This is a genomic window from Micromonospora haikouensis (assembly GCF_900091595.1).
GTDB classification, from domain to species: domain Bacteria; phylum Actinomycetota; class Actinomycetes; order Mycobacteriales; family Micromonosporaceae; genus Micromonospora; species Micromonospora haikouensis.
In genome coordinates, this window is record NZ_FMCW01000055.1 from 1 (window position 1) to 20,079 (window position 20,079).

General features: G+C 69.4%; 16 protein-coding genes and 2 pseudogenes. 11 read left to right on the forward strand and 7 right to left on the reverse strand.

Features of this window, described 5'->3' with window-relative positions; translation table 11 throughout:
• A partial coding sequence (locus GA0070558_RS31335) for a transposase domain-containing protein (protein WP_176734463.1) occupies positions 1-208 on the reverse strand: 208 nt, incomplete at its 3' end.
• Between the two features lie 90 nt (positions 209-298).
• On the opposite strand from GA0070558_RS31335, the gene GA0070558_RS31340 reads away from it, so the two are divergent.
• Positions 299-2,188, forward strand: coding sequence for a cellulose binding domain-containing protein (locus tag GA0070558_RS31340; protein WP_218107148.1), 1,890 nt, complete (start codon positions 299-301; stop codon positions 2,186-2,188).
• Between the two features lie 63 nt (positions 2,189-2,251).
• On the opposite strand, the gene GA0070558_RS33715 is transcribed toward GA0070558_RS31340, so the two are convergent.
• Complete coding sequence (locus GA0070558_RS33715) at positions 2,252-2,614, reverse strand: hypothetical protein (RefSeq protein ID WP_176734462.1); 363 nt, start codon at positions 2,612-2,614, stop codon at positions 2,252-2,254.
• Here GA0070558_RS33715 and GA0070558_RS31355 point away from each other — a divergent pair.
• Positions 2,595-3,161, forward strand: a complete 567-nt coding sequence (locus tag GA0070558_RS31355; protein WP_218107149.1) for a sensor histidine kinase — start codon at positions 2,595-2,597, stop codon at positions 3,159-3,161. The genes GA0070558_RS33715 and GA0070558_RS31355 overlap by 20 nt on opposite strands.
• On the opposite strand, the gene GA0070558_RS31360 is transcribed toward GA0070558_RS31355, so the two are convergent.
• The gene (locus GA0070558_RS31360; RefSeq protein ID WP_091286779.1) at positions 3,050-3,517 is read right to left on the reverse strand and encodes a DUF6326 family protein; all 468 of its coding nucleotides are present in this window, start codon (positions 3,515-3,517) and stop codon (positions 3,050-3,052) included. The two genes, GA0070558_RS31355 and GA0070558_RS31360, sit on opposite strands and share 112 nt — an antisense overlap.
• 92 nt (positions 3,518-3,609) lie before the next feature.
• The gene (locus tag GA0070558_RS31365; RefSeq protein ID WP_091286820.1) at positions 3,610-4,578 is read right to left on the reverse strand and encodes an NAD(P)-dependent alcohol dehydrogenase; all 969 of its coding nucleotides are present in this window, start codon (positions 4,576-4,578) and stop codon (positions 3,610-3,612) included.
• Between the two features lie 188 nt (positions 4,579-4,766).
• Between GA0070558_RS31365 and GA0070558_RS31370 the strand changes: the two genes are divergently transcribed.
• The 3 genes from GA0070558_RS31370 (at position 4,767) to GA0070558_RS31380 (ending at position 8,916) form a co-directional block, all read left to right on the forward strand.
• Positions 4,767-5,441, forward strand: coding sequence for a TetR/AcrR family transcriptional regulator (locus GA0070558_RS31370; RefSeq protein WP_077935175.1), 675 nt, complete (start codon positions 4,767-4,769; stop codon positions 5,439-5,441).
• Positions 5,442-5,616: 175 nt separating this feature from the next.
• Positions 5,617-6,249 (forward strand): hypothetical protein, encoded by a 633-nt coding sequence (locus GA0070558_RS31375; protein WP_091286782.1) that lies wholly within the window; start codon positions 5,617-5,619, stop codon positions 6,247-6,249.
• 192 nt (positions 6,250-6,441) lie between these two features.
• Complete coding sequence (locus GA0070558_RS31380; RefSeq protein WP_256092233.1) at positions 6,442-8,916, forward strand: ATP-binding protein; 2,475 nt, start codon at positions 6,442-6,444, stop codon at positions 8,914-8,916.
• A gap of 73 nt (positions 8,917-8,989) precedes the next feature.
• On the opposite strand, the gene GA0070558_RS31385 is transcribed toward GA0070558_RS31380, so the two are convergent.
• Both GA0070558_RS31385 and GA0070558_RS31390 read right to left on the reverse strand, forming a co-directional pair.
• On the reverse strand, positions 8,990-9,793 hold the full coding sequence (locus tag GA0070558_RS31385; RefSeq protein WP_256092234.1) for a trypsin-like serine peptidase: 804 nt from the start codon (positions 9,791-9,793) through the stop codon (positions 8,990-8,992).
• Positions 9,794-10,150: 357 nt separating this feature from the next.
• The gene (locus tag GA0070558_RS31390) at positions 10,151-10,573 is read right to left on the reverse strand and encodes a peptidase inhibitor family I36 protein (RefSeq protein ID WP_176734464.1); all 423 of its coding nucleotides are present in this window, start codon (positions 10,571-10,573) and stop codon (positions 10,151-10,153) included.
• A 272-nt stretch (positions 10,574-10,845) separates the two neighbouring features.
• Here GA0070558_RS31390 and GA0070558_RS31395 point away from each other — a divergent pair, with 272 nt between their 5' ends.
• The 6 genes and pseudogenes from GA0070558_RS31395 (at position 10,846) to GA0070558_RS34770 (ending at position 17,844) form a co-directional block, all read left to right on the forward strand.
• On the forward strand, positions 10,846-12,351 hold the full coding sequence (locus tag GA0070558_RS31395) for a carboxylesterase/lipase family protein (RefSeq protein ID WP_091286796.1): 1,506 nt from the start codon (positions 10,846-10,848) through the stop codon (positions 12,349-12,351).
• A gap of 298 nt (positions 12,352-12,649) precedes the next feature.
• A complete protein-coding gene (locus GA0070558_RS31400) occupies positions 12,650-13,090 on the forward strand; it encodes a hypothetical protein (protein ID WP_141722385.1) in 441 nt (146 codons plus the stop codon).
• Positions 13,018-13,634 (forward strand): annotated as a pseudogene (locus GA0070558_RS34765) (IS6 family transposase); the annotation flags it as partial. The gene GA0070558_RS31400 and the pseudogene GA0070558_RS34765, both read left to right, overlap by 73 nt.
• A 278-nt stretch (positions 13,635-13,912) precedes the next feature.
• On the forward strand, positions 13,913-17,200 hold the full coding sequence (locus GA0070558_RS31410; RefSeq protein ID WP_091286803.1) for an FG-GAP-like repeat-containing protein: 3,288 nt from the start codon (positions 13,913-13,915) through the stop codon (positions 17,198-17,200).
• Between the two features lie 125 nt (positions 17,201-17,325).
• A pseudogene (locus tag GA0070558_RS35265) lies at positions 17,326-17,499 on the forward strand (ISL3 family transposase); the annotation flags it as partial.
• Between the two features lie 165 nt (positions 17,500-17,664).
• Positions 17,665-17,844, forward strand: coding sequence for a hypothetical protein (locus GA0070558_RS34770; protein WP_256092235.1), 180 nt, complete (start codon positions 17,665-17,667; stop codon positions 17,842-17,844).
• A gap of 10 nt (positions 17,845-17,854) precedes the next feature.
• Here the strand turns inward: GA0070558_RS34770 and GA0070558_RS31425 are convergent, their stop codons facing one another.
• Positions 17,855-19,084 carry an IS256 family transposase gene (locus GA0070558_RS31425; protein WP_091286808.1) on the reverse strand — a complete coding sequence of 410 codons (1,230 nt, stop codon included), beginning with the start codon at positions 19,082-19,084 and terminating at the stop codon, positions 17,855-17,857.
• Positions 19,085-20,079 lie beyond the last annotated feature (995 nt).

The following is a 20,079-nucleotide window of genomic DNA, read 5'->3' on the forward strand; positions in this document are numbered from 1 at the left end:
GCATCACCTCGTCGTAGGACTCGTCGAAGAACAAGCCCATCGCGATGACGTAGCGGATCATCACGTGCGCCGGCAACCGGCGGGACCGTTTCTCCCGACACCCGGTCCGGTTGATCACCTCCTCGAGGAGATCCCGATCGAACCGGGCCGACAACACCCCCAGCCCGATGTAGTCGATCAACCGACCCGACGGCTCGGACGCAGACACAGAGGACACCACGACCGGCAACCGTACCGGTCTCAAGCGCAGCCCTCAGCCAGCCGCCGTGACCAGCACCAACGCCTTATCTGAACGGCATTGGGTCTAGGTGCGACCACCGCGGCCGGGAACAGCTCGCCCGGCTTGGCCGCCGGCGGCTGCGTCGCGGATCCCGCCCTGCGCGGCGCGACGAAGAGTCCGCTCTACACCGTCACGGCGGACACCGCGCCGCTGTTCGTCGAGAAGATGACCAAGTACGCGCCTGAGATGCAGGTGCACTACGCGCACTGCTCCATGGCGGGAGCGGGCACGGCCGAGTTCTCGGTCACTGTCGCCGAGGGCTTCAGCTCCTACACCGTCAGCCCCAAGAGCCGGAAACTCGCCGTCGCCCGCAGCGGCAACACCATCACCTTCAACAGCGGCCCGAACTACCTGATCGTCCAGTTCGACTCCAAGGAACTGCTGTTCATCCTGATCGACGCGCCCGAGACGAACGCGCCCCAGTTGGGGGACGCCAACGTCAAGAACCTCGCCGACTACGGCGTCGACAACACCGGGGCGACGCTCGTCACGGCCAAGATCCAGAGCGCCATCGACGCCGCGTCCGGGGCGACCCGCAACATCCTGTACGTGCCGCCGGGCCGGTACCAGGTCGGTGAGCTGTGGATGAAGAGCAACATGACCCTCTACCTGGCAACCGGTGCGGTCCTCTACGGCTCGAACCAGAAGGCGGACTTCAACACCGGCAGCGGTGGGGTGAACATCGAGGGCATGCAGCACGCCTCCCTCCGGATATACCAGGTGAGAAACGCCAAGCTGCTGGGTCGCGGCGTCATCGACGGCAACGGGAAGTACCTGCGGGCCCAGGGCATCAATCTGGCCCTGCTGAAGATCGAGGAGAGTTCCGACATCCTGGTCGACGGTGTCACCGTCCGCGACTCCAGCTACTGGAACACGCTCGTCTACCGCAGCGACAGGGTCACCATCAAGAACTACAAACTGATCAACTGCCGGCCCACGACGGGATACAACAACACCGACGGCGTGGACTTCGACGAGTCGACCAACAGCCTGCTGTCGAACGCGTTCCTCTACACGGGCGACGACAACATGGCGACCAAGAACGAGTTCGCCAACAGCGGCACGATCAACACCAAGAACGTCATCCACGAGCACATCGTCTGCTACAGCAACTCCGCCTGCGCGAAGATCGGCACCAAGACCGAAGGCACCTCCATGGACGGGATCGTCTTCCGCGACATCGACGTGGTGAAGGCCGGGCGTTCGATGGTGATCGACGCAGTCGACACCGCCGTCGTCTCGAACACCCGGTGGGAGGACGTCAGGGTCGAACAGACCGACAGCCTGATCGACCTTCAGGAGGATCGCCCGCCGTCCTGGCGGACGGTGAAGAACACCTCGACCATCCGGAACGCCTACTTCACGAACGTTTCCTCCGACGTGAAGAAGGTCGTCAACCTGCACGGAAAGTCGTCGACCGTCAACATCAGCGGCGTGCACTTCAGCAACTTCACCGTCCAGGGCAAGCCGGTCACCAGCCAGACCGACTCGGACGCGACCTGGAACATCAACGCCTACGTCTCGAACATCACCTTCTCCACCGCGCCGCCCACCACGCCTCCGCCCACCACCCCACCGCCGGGCCAGTCCGGTGCCTGCGAGGTGGGCTACACGATGAGCTCCTGGAACGACGGATTCACCGCCAGCATCCACATCACCAATCGCGGCACAACGACGATCGATGGTTGGACCCTGGCGTTCACCCTGCCCAGCGGGCAGACCGTGACCGGCGGCTGGAACGCCACCTTCACGGGCTCCAGCGGTCAGATCTCCGCACGCAACGTCTCGTACAACGGCACGCTGGCAGCAGGCGGATCCACCGACATCGGCTTCCAGGCCACCCACACCGGCAACACCGCCAAGCCCGGGTCCTTCACCCTCAACGGCGTCAGCTGCGCCGTCTCCTGACGGGAACGTCCGGTCGGCCACTGTGGGCCGCACCCCGCTTCGGGGCGCGGCCCACACCGGCCGCTACCGCGATCTGCGGCGAAGCTGGGGATCGATCTTCTCTGCGTCGACCACGGTGAGGGAGGCGTACGGGTCGACGCAGCCGCTGATGACCGCCTCGGCCTGCTGATCGCCGAGCAGCGCCGAACGGAAGAACGCGGTGACGTAACCGGCGCTGACCTGGCGTTGTTCGGTCTCGGTCAGTTTGCGGGTCACGTGCGACCACTCGATCGGCGGCTCCGGCGTGCCGCTGTCCGGGTCCCAGTCCGGGTAGGTCGGGGTGCCGCACCAGCCGGGCTCCGGGCCGAAGCCCTGGTCGTCGGTTGCTCCGACCTGCCCACTCTCGGGAGACCACTGGGTGCAGGAGGTGGCGGACGCCTTCGCCACCGCCGCCGAGTCCGCCGGCGTCGCGCTGGTCGTCGATGCCGCACCCGGCACTCTCAGCGCCGATCCGATCCGGCTCCGGCAGGCCATCGGCAACCTGATCACCAACGCGATCCGGCACACGCCCGCCAACGGCCGGGTCACCATCTCCTCGCAGACCGGGGATGTGCACGCCGAGATCGTCGTGGCCGATACCGGGCCGGGAATTCCGGAGGAACAGCGTGGCCTGGTCTTCGAACGGTTCTGGCGGGCCGAGAAATCCCGCAACCGGCAACTGGGCTGCAGCGGTCTGGGGCTCGCCATCGTCCGTAAGATCGCCGAATCACACGGCGGTACCGCGGAGGTCTCCGGCACCGCCGGGGCGGGAGCCGTGTTCACGCTCCGCCTTCCGAACCCGCCCGGTCAGACAGATCGACGTCGCGGCTCTGTCCATGCTCTTCACACGGTGGCTGCCGTGGTCACCGGCGATGCGACGCGGCGGGGCCAGGTCCAGGCGGAGCGCAGGATGACGGCCAGGAGCAGCACCTCGATTCCGATGGAGAGGCCGTAGAGGGAGGCCCAGTCCCAGGACTCCCCCACCGCGTTGAACACCGTGACGGGGACGTACAGCGATGCCACGACGAGGTTCGTGGTGCGGTTCGCCCGGGCGGTCAGCGTCATGGAGAGCATCACCATCAGGGCCGGGATCGCGATGAGCGCGAGGAACACGGTCATCAACGCCGGGCTGATGTCGAACTCGAAGACGACGCCAACCAGGATGCCGTCAATGGTCCCGGGCTTGTAGAGGTGGAAGTAGTCGACGTAGACGTAGAGGAACATGAAGCTGGTCCATGCGGCGGCGAGCTTGGCCTGCACGGGGATCGGCGGGCTGTCGAGCAGGTCCGGGGTTGTCGTTCGGATGGTCATCGGTTCTTCTTCCGAGAGGAGCGGTCCGTCCGCCCGAGTGGCGGCAGGTCTGGGTCGTACGCGCGGGGTGAGTCGTGCTCGCCGTCCGGTCGTCAGATGGTGACGACGACCTTCCCTCGGGTGTGGCCGGCCGCGACATGCCGGAGGGCATCGGCTGCTTCGTCGAGGGGGTAGGTGCGGTCGATGACGGGTGTGACCTGCCCGGTCGTGAGCAGGTCGGCCAGGGTGAGCAGGTCCTTGCGCTTCCCGACGGACGTGAAGGGCTTCAACCGCTGGCGGGTGAACCCGGACAGCAGGCGCGCCTTGGCGATCCGACCGAGGGGGCCGAGCCAGCGGCCGCCGTGTCCGCTGTTGGGGATGAGGGTGCCGGTGGGCGTCAGCGCGCGGCGGACAGCCGCCAGGGGCTGCGCCTCCACGTTGTCGAGGATGACGTCGTAGCGCTTCTCGGTGCGGGTGAAGTCGGTCCTCGTGTAGTCGACGACGTGGTCGGCGCCGAGCGACCGGACCAGGTCGACGTTGCGGGGGCTGCACACACCCGTCACCTCGGCGCCGAACGCCTTGGCGATCTGCACGGCGAAGGAGCCCACGCCGCCTGACGCGCCCGTGACCAGCACCGTCTGGCCCGGTCGAACGTTCGCGATGTCGCGCAACGCCTGCAACGCCGTCATGGCCGACGTGGGCACCGCCGCCGCATCCACGGCCGTCAGGTTGGCGGGCACGGGCACGAGGTGGTCCGTCGGGACGCAGGCGTACTCCGCGAGCGCTCCGGCCGTGCTCCAGCCGAACACCTCGTCGCCGGGGCGGAGAGCGGTGACGTCCTTTCCGACCGCTGCCACGACGCCGGCGAGGTCCCTGCCGGGGATCCCGTGACGCGGCCGGCGGAAGCCGAACACCAGGCGCACCACGTACGGCTTTCCGGTCATGACGAAGTAGTCGCCAGGATGTACCGAGGCCGCGCCCACCTGGACGAGCACATCGTTTCGACCGGGCAGCGGACGCCCGACCTCGGACGACGTGAGCACCGAGGGCGGGCCGTAGCAGTGCTGGACGGCGGCCCGCATCGTCACCGCCTCGGCCGGACCGGCCCCTGGCACCAGGCGTGCTGATGCGTTCGATCGCTGTTCGTTCCCCACAGGGCCTCCTCGCGTCCAAGCTGCGACCCGCACTGACTCGTACACCGTACGTCGTACACCGTACTATTCTCGTACGGTGTACGATTGTCAAGCCGTTCGAGGGAGCGAGGAGACCCGTGTCTGCCAGGAAGCAACGCCAGGTCGCGTCAGACGCGGGGCTCAGCAAGCAGCGGGTGGTGGTCGAGGCGATCCGGCTCGCCGACCGCGAGGGGGTCAACGGGCTGAGCATGCGCCGGCTGGCTGGCGTGCTCGGCGCGGGAGCGATGTCGCTCTACCACTACGTGGCGAACAAGGAGGAGCTGCTGGACGCGATGATCGACGTCGTGTTCGAGGAGATCGAGCTCCCGCCCGAGGGGACCGACTGGCAGTCGGCGATGCGACGGCGGACGCTATCGGCCCGACAGGTTCTCGCACGCCATCCGTGGGCGATCGGCCTGATGGAGTCCCGGACATCGCCGGGGCCCGCGCACCTCCGCCACCGCGAAGCGGTCACCGCCTGCCTGCGGAGGGCCGGCTTCTCGGTTCTGATGGCGACGCACGCCAACTGGTTGCTCGACGTCTACGTCTACGGGTTCGCCCTGCAGGAAGCCAGCCTGCCGTTCGACACCGCCGACGAATTCACGGACATGGCCAAGGACGTCTTCCTGCCCCAGCTTCCTCCCGACGAGTTCCCCTACCTCAACGAGTCCGCCGCGGCGCTCGTCGCTGCCGGCTACGACCCGGCAGAGGAGTTCATGTTCGGGCTCGACCTCGTCCTGGCCGCCCTCGAGCCCCTGAGAGCCGCCGCATAGCGACGCTCACGGACCGTCGCGCGTCAACGTGACGACCGTGCCCGGCACCATCCGGAAAGTCCCTCGCCATGCCACGCGGGCTACGGCGACAATGCCCGCGCAGACAGGCGGACCGACGGCAGGTCGAGAGGATACGGCTGGAGTGACGCAACGGTTGGGCGGGCGCAGGTGGCCGGTGACGATCAGCACGGTGCAGCTCGGGCACCACCAGTACCGGGTCCTGCAGCCGGCGCGGTCACCGAGGTTCGCCGGTCTCTACGAGGGCCGTCTCGGCGCGCAGTTCTGCCTCGACACGGAAACCGCGGTGATGTTCGCCCAGGCGTGGGGCCTGGCCGCCCGGTCGCCACGAACGATCATCCACCTCCCGCTGCGTCGCGCGGAACTGCCGACCGACCATGCCTGGGGCCGCCCGCTCGACCTGGTGCTGTTGCACCACCGTCTCGCGTTCCCGCCGTCACGCTGGAAACAGGTCCGCTCCCGGCTCGGGGCCGGCAGACCGCACACCGTCGTACTACCCGGCCGAGCATGGCCGGCACGGCCTGCCGCCGACCACCTGAAAGCCTGGCACCAGGAGTTCCGCGACCATCTGCGGTGGGACATCGCCGCCGAGACGCTGGTGCTCACCGGCAGCCGCGAGGCGTTCGAGCTGCAGGCCGACCAGGTCCGCGCCCTGGCCGAGGAGTGCCCGGCACACCGCGCCCACGACCCCACGACGCACTGCTGCGCCGAGATCGGCATGGGCAGAATCCGACGCCACCCCGACCGCCGCCGCCCCTACGCCGAACTACACGCCGAGTACACACGGTAGGACCACGGCGACGTCGACGGTCCGCAGCAGATCCTGAAGGCTCAGCGCCGCCAGGTCATGGTCAACGCAGACCTTCGCGCAGACGACACGGCGGCGCGGACGGACGCCAACTCCCGACGTCAATGCGACATAGGAGAATCTCCATGCATTGATAGGCTCGTCCGGCGTGGAGGGCTCGGACGGGTGAGCGAAGTGGGCGGAAATGCGCAGCAGGCGTCGGCCTGGTTCGCCGACGAACTCCGACGCCTCCGGCAGCTCTCCGGGTCCCCGTCGTTGAACACCCTGGTCGCCATCTCGACAGCGCAGGGGCAGCCCCTGGCCCGCTCGACGATCAGCGACAAGCTGAACGCCAAGTCGTTGCCTGACTGGCCTTTCGTCGTCGCCTTCGTCAAGGCATGTGTGGCGCATGCCGGCCAGGCCGGTGTCCGCCTCCCCGCCGAGCTGACCGAGATGAGGCACTGGGATGCGAGACACTGGCGGCTGCTGCGGATCGCCGACGCCGCCCACACCGAGGATCGGCTGCGGGCCGCCGCCCACGCCCAGATCGGCCGCCGGTCCGGCGGTGCCGCGCCGGCCAGCCGACCCGAGCCGCCGGTTCCCGGACCGTCACCGACCGGACAAGGGGCGGGCACCCTCGACAGTGTGACGCCCCGGCAACTGCCGGCGGCCGTACCCCATTTCGTGGGTCGCAGGGCGGCGCTCGCCGCACTGGACGCCCTGCTGGCGCACCGGCGGCACCGCGCCCCGGGCACCACGATGGTCTGCCTGATCAGCGGTACGGCCGGGGTCGGCAAGACGAGCCTGGCGGTCGGCTGGGCGCACCAGGTTGCCGACCGTTTCCCCGACGGACAGCTCTACGTCAACCTCCGTGGGTTCGACGCGACCGGGCCGGCGGCGAGCCCCGCGGAGGTGCTCCGCGAGTTCCTCGAAGCTCTCGGAGTGCCGGCGCAGCGCGTCCCGGCGGGGCAGGATGCCCGCTCCGGGCTGTACCGCAGCGTGCTGACCGGCAGACGGGTGCTCGTGCTGCTCGACAACGCCGGTGACGTCGACCAGGTCCGCCCCCTGCTGCCCGGCTCGCCGGAATGTCTGGTGGTGGTCACCAGCCGTGGGCACCTGAAGGGGCTGGTGACCATCGAGGGGGCGATTCCGCTCCTCCTCGACCCGCTGCCGCGGCGGGAGGCGCACGAGTTGTTGTCCCGGCGACTCGGCACGGATCGGCTGGAGAACGAGCCGGAGGCGACGAACCGGATCGTCGACGCGGCGGCGGGGCTGCCGCTCGCGTTGGCCATCGTGGCAGGGCGTGCCGCCGTCCAGCCGGCTCTCGGCCTCGGTCGGCTCGCGGACGAGCTGACCGGGTCGGACGGCCTCGACCGGTTCAGCCACGAAGATGCGGCCACCGACGTCCGGACGGTCTTCTCCTGGTCGTACCGCAATCTGGACGCGACCTCGGCGCGGGCGTTCCGGCTGCTAGGACTGCACCCCGGGCCGAATGTCTCGGTGCCGGCGCTCGCGAGCCTGGTCGGCGCACCGGTGGCGGAGGCGGGTCGGACCCTGGCGGCGCTCGTCCGCGCGAACCTGCTCACCGAGCATCTCCCACAGCGGTACGTCCTGCACGATCTGCTGCGCGCCTACGCGGCCGAGCTGGTCGCCGAACACGAGCCCGAGCAGGCCCGACGGCAGGCGCTCGGCCGGCTCATCGACTCCTACCTGCACACCGGGTACGCCGCAGACCTGCTCCTCTACGACCAGCGGGACCCGATCAGCCCCGCCCCGGCCCGGCCCGGCACCGCGATCACCGCGCTCATCGACCGGGCGGCGGCCTGGCGCTGGTTCACCGGCGAGCACCGAGTCCTCCTGACCGTCATCGGCCTCGCCACGGACGCCAGGTTCGACACACCCGCCTGGCAGCTCGCCTGGGTCGTCAACACGTACCTCGATCGGCTCGGGGCCTGGCAGGAGCAGCTCATGGTCCAGGAGTGGGCGTTGCTCGCCGCGTCGAGGGTGTCCGACCGGGACGGGCAGGCCCGCGCCCACCGGAACCGGGCCGTAGCCTGCCTGCGGCTGGGGGACCACCACCGGGCCCGGGTGCACCTGCGCCGGTCACTGCGGCTCTACGCCGGCCTCGGCGATGCGATCGGCAGCGCTCGGGCTCATCTCAACCTCGGCATCCTGGCCGAGCGGCTGGGCCGGTACGAGCAGGCGCTCCAGCACGCGGAGCAGGCCCTCGACCTGTTCACCGCGGCGGAGAACCCCAACGGGAGGGCAAACGCGCTGAACAACATCGGCTGGTACCACAGCCAGCTCGGCAACCACCGACAGGCGATCGACTACTGCACGCGGGCGCTGGTGCTGCAACGGCAGGTCGGCAACCGGTACTGGCAGGCGCACACCTGGGACAGCCTCGGTTACGCGCACCACCGGTTGGAGCAGCAGGCGGAGGCGATCCGCTGTTACCGCAACGCGCTCGCGCTGTGGCGGGAAGCGGCCGAGCGCTACTACGAGGCGACGACGCTGACCCATCTCGGCGACAGCCACCGTGCCGCCGGTGCGCCGGGCCCCGCTCGGCGGGCCTGGCGGCGAGCGCTGAAGATCCTGGAGCCGCTCGGCCACCCGGACGCCGAGCAACTCCGGGACCGGCTGCGCGGCGGAGCCCTCCCGGTTTCGTGACCAGCGGGCCGAAGCGCTGCCGGGGCGGGCGCCGGAATCTCGCCGCGCGCCCCGACAGCGCCGGTCGGAGGGGTCAACGCCACTGCATGAAGTTGTTGATGATCGGTAGCGTCATCCGGACGGCGACGTTGTTGGTGGCGCTGGGCCCGCTGCCGAAGGGTCCACGGGAGAGGATCCCCAGCACCGTCGGGCTCGGGCACACGCAGGGCGGCGGCGGGCACGGACACGGGACCACCAGCGGCGGCCGCACCGGGCACCAGTCATCCGGGTCGGGCGTGTAGAAGACAGGGCTGCCGTCCAGCCCGCTGACCAACGGATGCCGGACGTAGAGAGCGGCAGCGTCCTCGGCCCGGACGGCGTCGTCTCTCGCCCACTGTCCGGGCCGGTCGGCCGGATATCCCTGGGTCCTGGTGCAGGATCCGGTCACCGGTTGGGTCGGATAGCCGAGGTTGAGCCAGCCGGTCCTGGTGCCGATCGCGCAGTTGAGCTGCGCCGCTCCGTAGTCGAAGGCCGGGTCGCCACCGCCAGGGGCATTGTTCGCGCCCGTCCAGTTCGAAGGGACGAAGAGCCGGAGTGCCGCGCACCCGCCGAAGGGTGCCGTCGTGCCGTCGTGCCCCGGGTACGCGACAACGTTGGTACGCCAGGTGCCGTTGGAGCCGCCGGAGTGCAGGCAGTGGGCGGCAGTCGCCACGGTACGTTCGCTGATCATGAAGCCGGTGCACTGGCCGCCGGTGAAGACCAGCCGGACGACGGCGCTGGCGGGAAACGTGGTGGTCGGGCCGACCGGCACCCGGGTGTCGGGGCCGAGGATCGCCTCGATCCCGACGGCGGGAGTCACGCCGACGGCCGTGCCGTCCACCGGTGCCGTCGTGCTCACGGGCCGGTGACCGGAGGACTGGGCCGCATCGGCGCTGGCGGGTCGGTCGGTAGTCGTGGCGGCAGCCGCCGGCCCGGCCGGAGGGGCTACGGTGGCGGCGGCAACGGCGGCCAGGGCTACTACCGCCCATCTCTTTCCAAGCATGGCTCTCCTCTGGTCGAACGGGGATCCCCCCGCAGTCACGCCTGTCTCGACCAGGCTGCACAGAGGCCGGGCTGTCCGGCTGGTTCCCGGACACCGGAGCACCGCCGGTCGGCGAGACCTGACCAGCCGGATCGCGACGGAGCCGGAATCTCGACACACTCCCGAGCCGGAGGAACCGGGTGGCACGCGGTCGCGTGCCACCCGGCGGTGGCCTTACCGAGGCACCCAGGCACTTTCGGGCGTGAAGCCTCCGAAGTCCGGCAGGGAGCTGTTGCCAGGGACTTCGAAGGCCCCCCCGGCGCAGTCGTCGTTCATGAACATCGCAGCACTCCGACTGTTGGTGTTGATCGCGGAACGCGCGCGGTCTCCCCAACCGGCGTCCACCAGACTCACGCACGTGCCGGGCGATACCAGGGAGCTCAGGGTGAGCCGCTCCCCGGTGAAGTTGGTGCCCTCGAACAGGCAGAGCGTGTTGATGAAGGGGCAGTCACCAACGGCCGCCGTGCCACGTGCGACGGGGCCCGGACTCGCCGCGGCAGGGGCCGAGGCGGCACCCAGAAGCGCCGCCAGGAGGCCGGCCGCCACCAAGGCGCGTGGCAGCCGCCGAACGGTCGGTGGAACGGGTTGCATCATCATCCCAACACCTTTCTCTGCTCCGATTGGTCTCGATGCCGCGCCTTCGGTTGCGATGGCGCGGACGGGTGCCGAGTCGTCCACTGACGATTGCTGAGGTGGGAATGCGCGCCGGGTCACGCGGTTGCGGTGTCGAAAAAAAATGACTTGCGCCAATTGCTCCACAAACATCGACAGTAGTCGATGTTTGCCGGTCTGCGAAAGACCTAAATGGTTTGCCGGTGGTCGGCAGGCGCTGGGATGCTGCGGCCGACCGGGATCGGGGAGGGGCCACCATGCAGTCGGAGTCCGAGCCGGAAGTGCGAACCGTGGTCGGTGTTCTGCGTGGCTGCCGGGAGGCGGGCCTGGCGGTGTTTCGCGGCATCCCGTACGCCGAGCCTCCGGTTGGCGACCTCCGGTTCGCCGCGCCGCAGCCGGGGCGCCGATGGGAGGGCGTGCGTCCGGCGGTCGCCTACGGTCCGCCGCCCCCGCAGCCCGGCGCGTTCGGGATGTCCCCGCAGAGCGTCGGCGACGACTGGCTGACGCTCAACGTCTGGACGCCGGCCCCGGACCCGGCGGCGCGGTTGCCGGTCATGGTGTGGATCCCCGGTGGTGGTTACCTCGTCGGCTGTTCCGGCCTTCCGGAGTACGACGGCGGGCATCTCGCCGGCAGCGGAACCGTGGTGGTGACGCTCAACTACCGCCTCGGTTTCGAGGGTTTCGGGGAGATCGACGGGGCCCCGGCCAACCGGGGGCTACTCGACCAGGTCGCGGCCCTGGAGTGGGTACGGGACAACATCCGCGCCTTCGGCGGCGACCCGGACCGGGTGACGGTCTTCGGGCAGTCGGCCGGCGGCGGCTCGGCCGCCGCGCTGCTGGCCATGCCGCGCGCCGCCGGACTGTTCCGGCGCGTGGTCGCGCAGAGCATTCCGGGTACGTTCTTCTCGCCCGACCTGGCCGCCGACATCGCCGCCGCCTGCGCCGCCGAGTTGGGGGTACGACCGACCCTGGCCGACCTGTCGACGGTGGCTCCGGCCCGGCTGCCGGCCGTGGGCCAGGCGATCTCGGCCAGGATCGTCCAGTGGCGGGAGCGTTGGGGGCGGATCACCCACCGGCCGATCCCGTTCGCGCCGGTCGTCGATGGTGACGTGCTGCCGGCGACCCCCTGGCGGGCGCTTGCCGATGGCGCCGCGCGGGACGTCGAACTGCTCGTCGGACACACCCGGGACGAGCACCGGCTGTTCAGCCTGCTCGACGGCGTGCTCGGCCAGGTCACGCCGGAGCAGGCCGAGACCGCGCTGCGGATGCTGGCCCCGGGCACGGACGGCTCCAGCCGATACCGGGAGGCGTTCCCTGATGCGACCGATGAGCAACTGTACGAGCTGGTCAACGCGGACTGGCTGTTCCGGATGCCGAGCCTGCACCTGGCCGACGCGCAACTCGCCGGTGGCGGCCGGGCCTACCTCTACGAGCTGACCTGGCCGGCGCCGGGCCTGGGCGGCAGCCTGGGTGCCTGTCACGGCCTGGACGTGCCGCTGGTCTTCGGCAACCTGACCAGCGGGCAACCCGCGATGCTGATCGGTGATCCGCCCACCCCGGCGGCGCAGGAGCTGTCCGGGCAGATTCGCGGGGCGTGGACGGCGTTCGCCGCGAACGGCGACCCCGGGTGGCCGTCGTACGACGCCGGTCGCAGCACGCGGGTCTTCGACGAGCGGCCGGCGGTCGTCGCGTACCCGGAGGAAACCTCACGGCGGCTGTGGCGGGACCACACCTTCGCCGCGCTCCCGCTGCTGGTCGGGTAGCGCAGTCGGCGCGTTTCGGCAGCGGCTGGCCGCTGCCGGCGGCCGTGCCGTCGCCGCGCTGGTTGCGCCAGTGGCTACGCGCCGGCGTGTCCCTGGCGGTCACCGTGCTCGCCTGGGGCAGGGCCTACGCGGCGGCTCATGAACGACCCGGCCCCGGGCCGTCCGCGACTGGCGAACCGGTGTGCGCGCATGGTTTGCGTACCCCTGTCACCCTCACCGCCTGTCACCCAAACTGATTCGCAGCCTCGCCGCGTTCGTGCTGGCCCTGGGGCCAGTCGCCGTGTTCACGGAGCCCGCCGTGGCGGCGCCCGTGTGTGACGTCCCCGAGCCACCTCCGGTGTGCGGCGGGGACGTCGACGAGGCCAACGCCTGGGTCAACCTCACCTCGGCCAGCCGGGTACCGACCGGCGTGCAGGTCAAGGGGAGCGCCGGTGACCCGGACGCCACCACGTCGGTCCAGGTCATCGCCAAGATCTCCGGGGTGGAGGTGGGCCGGTTCAGTGTCGCCTCCGGCTCGGCCTTCATCCGCACCCTCCCCGCCCGGTACGGGGACACCGTCTGCCTCACGGCCGTCAGCCAGGGAGCCGGGGTCGGCGAGACCGCCTGCCGGACGCTCGCCGTCCGGTTCGACCCGTTCGGCTCGTTCGACGAACTCTCCCCCGGACCGTCCGGCCTGCGGGTACGTACCGGGATGTGGAGGAGGCGCTGGTCGAGCGGGGTGTCGAGGTGGAGCACGTGACGGTCTACCGATGGGTGCAGCGGTTCACCCGCTGCTGGCCGACGCCGCACGGTTTCCTCGCCACTGTCCTGGTGACCGTTGGTTCGTGGACAAGACCTACGTCAAAGTCAACGGGATCTGGCGGTACGTGTACCGGGCCGTCGACCAGCACGGGCAGGTCATCGACGTGCTCGTCTCGAAGCGTCGGGACGCCGACGCGGCCCGGCGGTTCTTCCACCGGGCGCTGACCACGTTGAAGGGCACGCCCGGCGAGGTGGTCACCGACGCGAACCCGGTCTATCCGAGGGTGCCCGGCGACCTGGTCCCGGCGGCGTGACACCACGTCGAACGGCACGCCAACAATCCGATCGAGGCCGATCACAGCCAGCTCAAGCCCCGGCTCAGACCGATGCGCGGATCACGCACCGACAGCAACGCCCAGACGATCATCACCGGCCACGCCTTCGTGCAGAACCTTCGACGCGGACGCTACGAACTCGCCACCGACGTCCCGCCCATGCTGCGGGTGGCCGCCGCGTTCACCGAACTGACCCGAGCGATCTGACCAATACCGCTGACGCGGCTCGGAGTGCACACCGATCCGCCAACGCAACAGCGCCCTCGCCGACCTGCTCGACACCGTGCTGCACGAAACCATACCGGCGGGCTGACGGTCATCGGTCTACAGAGGACTGGCGGCGGCTGACCGGAGTTTACCGCGAATTGATCAGATCTTAGCCGGTATTGCTTGCCCGCACCGTCCACACAGACAACGATCGATGATCTCCGCTGCTGCGGGGGACGCGCCTCGGGCTGGGTCGTGTGGAGGAGTAGGGAGACAACATGTTCAGCGTGAGAGCGGTACGAAGGCGGCGTACGGGTGGGGTCGCCACGATCGCGTTCGTCCTCTCGATTGTTGTAGTGGTGGCGGGGTTGGCCAGGCCGGCTGCTGCCGATGTCGTCGTGGCGGACGCCGGGTGCAATTCGTTCGGGTCGTCGTTCGCCGCCGAACCGGTTACCTCGGGAACTTCGTCGATGCGTCTGGGCTGCGCACGTGACGCCGGGAGTTACCGCTCACTGGCCAGTAACGACAGCGACCTCGTGGTGGCCCTCGACTTCGGCATCGCGCAACGCCCCGAGCAGTGGCAGCAGATGATGCAGCAAGTGGTCGACACCACGCGTGCCGACCAGGCCAGAGGGCTGTCCCTGAGCCAGTCCTTCACGCTGCAGGCGCAGAAGAACAGTCCCGGGTTCTACCAGACACAGGCCGACGGCATCCGGTACGGCGGCAGCATCCAGGCCGTCGGCAGCAGCCTGGTGATCGTGGTGCCGGCGGCCGATATCGGCACTGCGGGGTTCTGGGACGGCTTCTGGAAGAAGTTCGTGGTCGGCCTGGCAGTCACCATCACGCTTGTGCTCGTCGGGGCGATTTGCCTGGCGGCCTTCAATGTCGGAGCCCCGGAGGCCGCCCCGATCTGCGGGGCTGTGGCCGGCGGCTTCTCGGGCGGGGTCGGCGAGCTCGTGAGTGCGGCCCTGGACGGCAAGAAGATTACCGGGGAGGTCTGGGGGGCTGCGGTGAGCACCGCGATCTGGGGTGCGGTCGGCGGCGGCCTCGGCGGCAAGCTCGTGCAGTGGGCCGGTGCCGAGACCGCATCTCTGGTGACAAGGCTTCAGCAAACTCTGCGAAGGTACGCCGCGAAGCTGGGCAACTGGGGACACCCGTTGGACGCGGTGGCCAATCTGATCAACAGCGCCGTCGTCCGGAGCATCGTCGAGACCCTTCAGCGGCTGCAGCGGGGCGTCGGCGCGGCCGACGTGCCGCTCAGGGTCATGCCGATGGGCGACTCGATCACGTACGGCGTGGGCAGTTCGACCGGGGCGGGATACCGTGTGGGTCTCTACAGCGACTTGACCGCGCAGGGCGGGCGGATCGAGTTCGTCGGCTCGCAGCGCTCCGGCCCGGCACCGAACGCCCACCAGGGGCACTCCGGCTGGCTGATCGGGGACATCGCCGGCATCGCGGACTCCATGCTGAACACTTACCGGCCCAATGTGGTGCTGCTACACATCGGCACCAACGACATGCACAACAACGTCGACCCGGCCGGTGCCCCGGGCCGGCTCGGCAGCCTGATCGACCAGATCTTCCGGACACTGCCGCAGGTGACGTTGCTGGTCTCGACCATCGTTCCGTCCAGCAACCCGGCCACCCAGGCCCGGATCGCCGCCTTCAACCAGGCGGTGCCCGGCCTGGTGGCGACGCGGCAGGCGGACGGCAAACACGTGTACCTGGTCAACATGAGCGCGGTGACCACCGCCGACCTGGTCGACGAACTGCATCCCAAGGACGCCGGCTACCGGAAGATGAGTGCGGCGTTCTACCGCGGTGTCCTCACCACGGTCGACGCCGGCTGGATCGTGGCACCCGGGGGCATCAGCCCGACGGCCGCCCCGGTCAGGGCGTGGTATTCGCAAGGCGTGGTGGCGCCCGGCACCATGACCAGCGATCTCTACCCGGGCAGCGTGTCGCTCGGCAGCGCCTACAAGATCCTGTTTGGCGATGTCAACGGTGACGGCCGAGACGACTACCTGGTCAGCCACTCCGACGGCTCGGTGCACGTGTGGGTCAACGGTGGCTTCGGCCTGGACGGCGCGATCGCCTGGATCGGACACGGTTCCAGCGGCTTCCCGTACGCTCCGGGCTTTCTGTGGCAGATGGCCGACATGGACGTCGACGGCCGGGCCGACCTGCTGCAGATCAATGCCGAGGACGGCTCCATGGTCCTGTATATCAACGGCGGCACCGACTCGCAAGGCCGGTACATCTGGTACTCGCAGGGGGAGATCGCCGCCGGCGTCGGATCGCCCGGCCACCAGGTACGCGTGGCCGACATCAATGGGGACCGTCGGCCCGACTACCTGGACGTCGCGCCGGACAGTTCGGTGCGGGCCTGGCTCAGTGGTGGCCGGGGGGCGGGAATTTGGAACTGGTTCCCGCAGGGCGAGATCGCCGCCGGCGTCGGTTCCCCCGGCAGCCGGATCCGCTTCGCCGACATCAACGGGGACGGCACGGCCGACTACCTCGACGTTGCGCCGGACAGTTCGGTGCGGGCCTGGCTCAACGGCGTACAGCCTACGGAGTGGCCAGCTCTCGTGACCGACATTCCATGGTTCCCGCAGGGCGAGATCGCCGCCGGCGTCGGTTCCCCCGGCAGCCAGATCCAGCTCGCCGATCTGGACGGCGACCGCAAGGCGGACTACCTCGACGTCGGGGCCAACGGCGGCGTCCGGATGTGGAGCAGCCTCGGCGCGGCCACCGGCGGCGGGTGGCTCTGGGCCTCCCGGGGCTCGGTCACCACCGGCAACTCCGCTCGGGTCGTGTTCGCTGACCTCAACGGCGATCGCCGGGCGGACTATCTGGAGATCAGCGCGGACAGCTCGGTCAGGGCATGGTTGAACGGTGGCTCCCAGGGCGGCGGCTGGGCGTGGAACTTCGTCGGCACGGTCGCCACCGGTGTCGGCGTGCCCGGCAGCAATGTGAGGTTCGCTGATCTCAACGGTGACGGTCGGGCCGACTACCTTGCTGTCGACGCCGACAGCTCGGTCGAAGGGTGGCTCAACGCTGGTCCGGCCAGTGGCGGTGGTTGGGTGTGGTCGTCACAGGGAATTGTGGCCACTGGCGTCGGATCACCGGGCGGCCAGATCCGTTTCGCCGACGTCAACGGCGACGGCAAGGCCGACTATCTCGACGTGGCGCCGAACAGCTCAGTCGAAGCCTGGCTGAGCGTCGGCGCGGCCAGTGGCGGCGGTTGGCAGTGGACCTCGGTCGGCACGGTCGCCATCGGTGTCAACGCCGTGGCCGGCACCAGTGTGCGGTTCGCGCCACTCTACGGGACGGCGCGGGCCGACTACATCGCCCTCGGCGACAACGGCACCATCAACGTCTGGCAGAACGGTGGTGGAACCGGCCACGGCAACTGGCTGTGGCTGAACGGCGGCAAGGTCGCCGATGGTGTCGGTACCCCGGGCAACCGGATCCAGCTCGCCGATATCAGCGGAGATGGCCGGGCCGACTATCTCGACGTCGACCCAGCCAACGGCGCCACGCGAGCCTGGACCAACGCCAGCTGACAACAGGAAACGCCCGGCAGCTCGTTGTGAGCCGCCGGGCGTTCTCGTCGGTGGGGTCTGTCAAACGAACGGCCCTGTCTCACATTCGGTGGTGACGGAGCATCGTGAGGGTCGTTGACCCTGGCGTGAAGGATGTCGATGGGCTTGCGCGGGCGGTGTTCTCGGGTCTTTCCCCGCTGGTCATAGAGGATGTGGTCGACGAGGGCGAGTGGATCGTGGTGCGGGCGCGGACTCCGTGGGGCACCGCTGTCTGTCCAGTGTGCGGGGCGCCGCGGCACACGGCATGGATCTGGAGATCAGCGCCGAGCTCGACCTGTCGGCCCGAGCCACGGTGCAGGGCGACCTGATCCCGTTCCGCAACGTGCTGTTCGCGATGCTCGCGGCGTTCCGCGCAGACGTCATCTGGTGTATCGGGGGTCAAGGGCGATCACACGGCGGACAAGAGCCCGGAGGCGTTCGCGCGGATGAGCGACGTGCTGACCGAGTTCGCCGGACGACCTATCCGGGTCGACAGCCCGTTCTGGGACAAGACCAAGACCGAGATCGTCGCCTGGTACCTCGCCGCGGGACTGCCGGTGGACGCGCTGCTGCAGACATTCTCGTGCGCCACCCCGGCGAGAGCAATAGTCAAGACTTGTGGATGAGAAATCTTGATCAGGCGGCTGCGGTCTCAGTGGTGACTGGTCCGGTGGCGGGTCGTTCGACGAGTTTGCCGCGTTCGAAGCGTGCGCCGGCACGGACGAGGGCGACCAGGTGTGGCGCGTTGACTGCTCGCCACCGCTGCTGAGCGGCCTCGATCAGCTTGAACGCCATCGCGAGCCCGGCCGCCTTCGAGCCCGGTCCCTTGGTGACCTTGGTCCGGTGCCGGACGGTCGCGAAGGTCGACTCGATCGGGTTCGTGGTGCGCAGATGCACCCAGTGCTCGGCCGGGAAGTCGTAGAACGCCAGGAGTTCGTCGAGGTCGTCGACGACCTTCGCGACGGCCTTACCGAACTTCGCGCCGTAGGCCAGCTTGAACGCGGCCACCGCGCGGCGGGCATGCTCGCGGTCCTCGGCGTTCCAGATCTCGGCGAGGGCCTTCTTCGCCCCGGGATGAGCTGATTTCGGCAGCGCCCCGAGGACGTTGGCGATCTTGTGGAACCAGCAGCGCTGCTCCCTGGCCGTCGGGAACACCTCACGCAACGCGTTCCAGAACCCGAGCGCCCCGTCACCGACGGCCAGGACCGGAGCCCGCATCCCGCGACGCTTGCAGTCACGCAGCAGGTCTGCCCACGACTCGGAGGACTCGCGGTAGCCCTCAGCGAGGGCGACCAGCTCTTCACGGCCGTCGACCCGGACACCGACCATCACCAGCAGGCACAGTTTCGCCTCGTCCAGGCGCACGTTCAGGTGCACGCCGTCGGCCCACGGATAGACGTAGTCGACGCCGGACAGGTCCCGGCCGGCGAACACGCGGGCCTCGTCCTGCCACTGCACGGTGAGCCGGGTGATCGTCGCCGCAGACAGCCCCGTACTGGTGCCGAGGAACTGCTGCAACGCGGGCACGAAGTCGCACGACGAGAGCCCGTGCAGGTAGAGCAGCGGCAGCACCTCGTTGATCCGCGGGGACTTGCGGCACCAGGCGGGCAGGATCGCCGAGGCGAACCGCCGCCGCTCGCCGCTGACCTCGTCCACGCGTTTGTCGTTGACCCCCGGCGCCGCGACCTCGACCGCCCCAGCGCTGGTGAGCACCTGCCGCGGCCGGGCGTGCCCGTTACGCACGACGAGGCGGCGGCCATTGTCGTCCAGCTCGTCGGCGTGCGCGGCGATGTACGCGGCGACCTCGGCCTCCAGCGCGACGGCGAGCATCCGCCGGGCGCCGTCGCGCACGATCTCATCGATCAACGACGCCGCTCACGGCCGGCTCCGACACGGTCGCTGGCGTCGGCTCATCCGGGTTGACTACGGTAAGCACGGGCGTACCCTCCCCACCCGCGTTGGCGCGCGGGCTCTACTCGATTCCTTGGACATGGAGCATCGCCGGGAGGGTACGCCTCCCGACGCTCATCCACAGGTTTCGAGCATTGCTCGGCAAAACCCACCCGGACACGACAACCGCCCACCGGACAGGGCCGGACGTGAGGGATGCTCGTCGCACGAGCACCCATCGAGCACCCAACCGACCACAGGGGACAGAAACGCAGAGGGGCCTGACCGCCATATCAGCAGGTCAGACCCCTGTTGATCTTGTGCGCCCGAAGGGACTCGAACCCCTAACCTTCTGATCCGGTGCGCCGTGAGGCGCTGTTGTTCGAGTGGAGGTGGAAGACCGCCACCGTCTGCCTGTCGCAGCAGGTGGGCGTAGCTGAGGGCAGCCTGGTCCGGGTGGTGCCGGTTCGGGTGGGAAGCAGCCCTGACAAAGCCGGGGTGTGCCAGCACTGCCAGATGGTGCGGGTCCGGCGAGCGAGACGAAGAGGAGTACGCGAGGAACCGGCGTCATTACGTCCCTCAATGGGTTACCGGCTCGAATCTGGTGGATGTGGGCTGGCGGCGGTGCTGACCCGTCGCCGCTGGTGGCGGGGATCTTCCGGGTCGGATTGGATCGCCGGTCCGGGAGGCCGTGGGGAAGGTCTGCGGCGTACCCACGGCGAGGCCGCAGGGGCAAAGTCGGGCTCCTCCTTCGACGAACGAACAGCAGTGAACACGGGAACCACCCGGCCTCGGCTCCCGAGCCGTCCGCTTCCAGCGGTCGGTCCGGGATAGGCGCACCGACCGTCGAACGGGTCGGGTGGGGCGGAGCCGCCGTAGTACTCCGAGCCGGGGAGAGCCCGGCACATGGGGAAGGGCGGCAGCGGTTACGCGAAGGGATGGATGCTGTAATGCCGCAAGACGCGCCGCCG

Excerpts from the sequence above, each read along its gene's own strand:
- GA0070558_RS31360 (WP_091286779.1), bottom strand. The coding sequence starts at position 3,517 with ATGACCATCCGAACGACAACCCCGGACCTGCTCGACAGCCCGCCGATC.
- GA0070558_RS31365 (WP_091286820.1), bottom strand. The coding sequence starts at position 4,578 with ATGCGGGCCGCCGTCCAGCACTGCTACGGCCCGCCCTCGGTGCTCACG.
- GA0070558_RS31390 (WP_176734464.1), bottom strand. The coding sequence starts at position 10,573 with ATGATGATGCAACCCGTTCCACCGACCGTTCGGCGGCTGCCACGCGCC.
- GA0070558_RS31395 (WP_091286796.1), top strand. The coding sequence starts at position 10,846 with ATGCAGTCGGAGTCCGAGCCGGAAGTGCGAACCGTGGTCGGTGTTCTG.
- GA0070558_RS31410 (WP_091286803.1), top strand. The coding sequence starts at position 13,913 with ATGTTCAGCGTGAGAGCGGTACGAAGGCGGCGTACGGGTGGGGTCGCC.
- GA0070558_RS34770 (WP_256092235.1), top strand. The coding sequence starts at position 17,665 with ATGAGCGACGTGCTGACCGAGTTCGCCGGACGACCTATCCGGGTCGAC.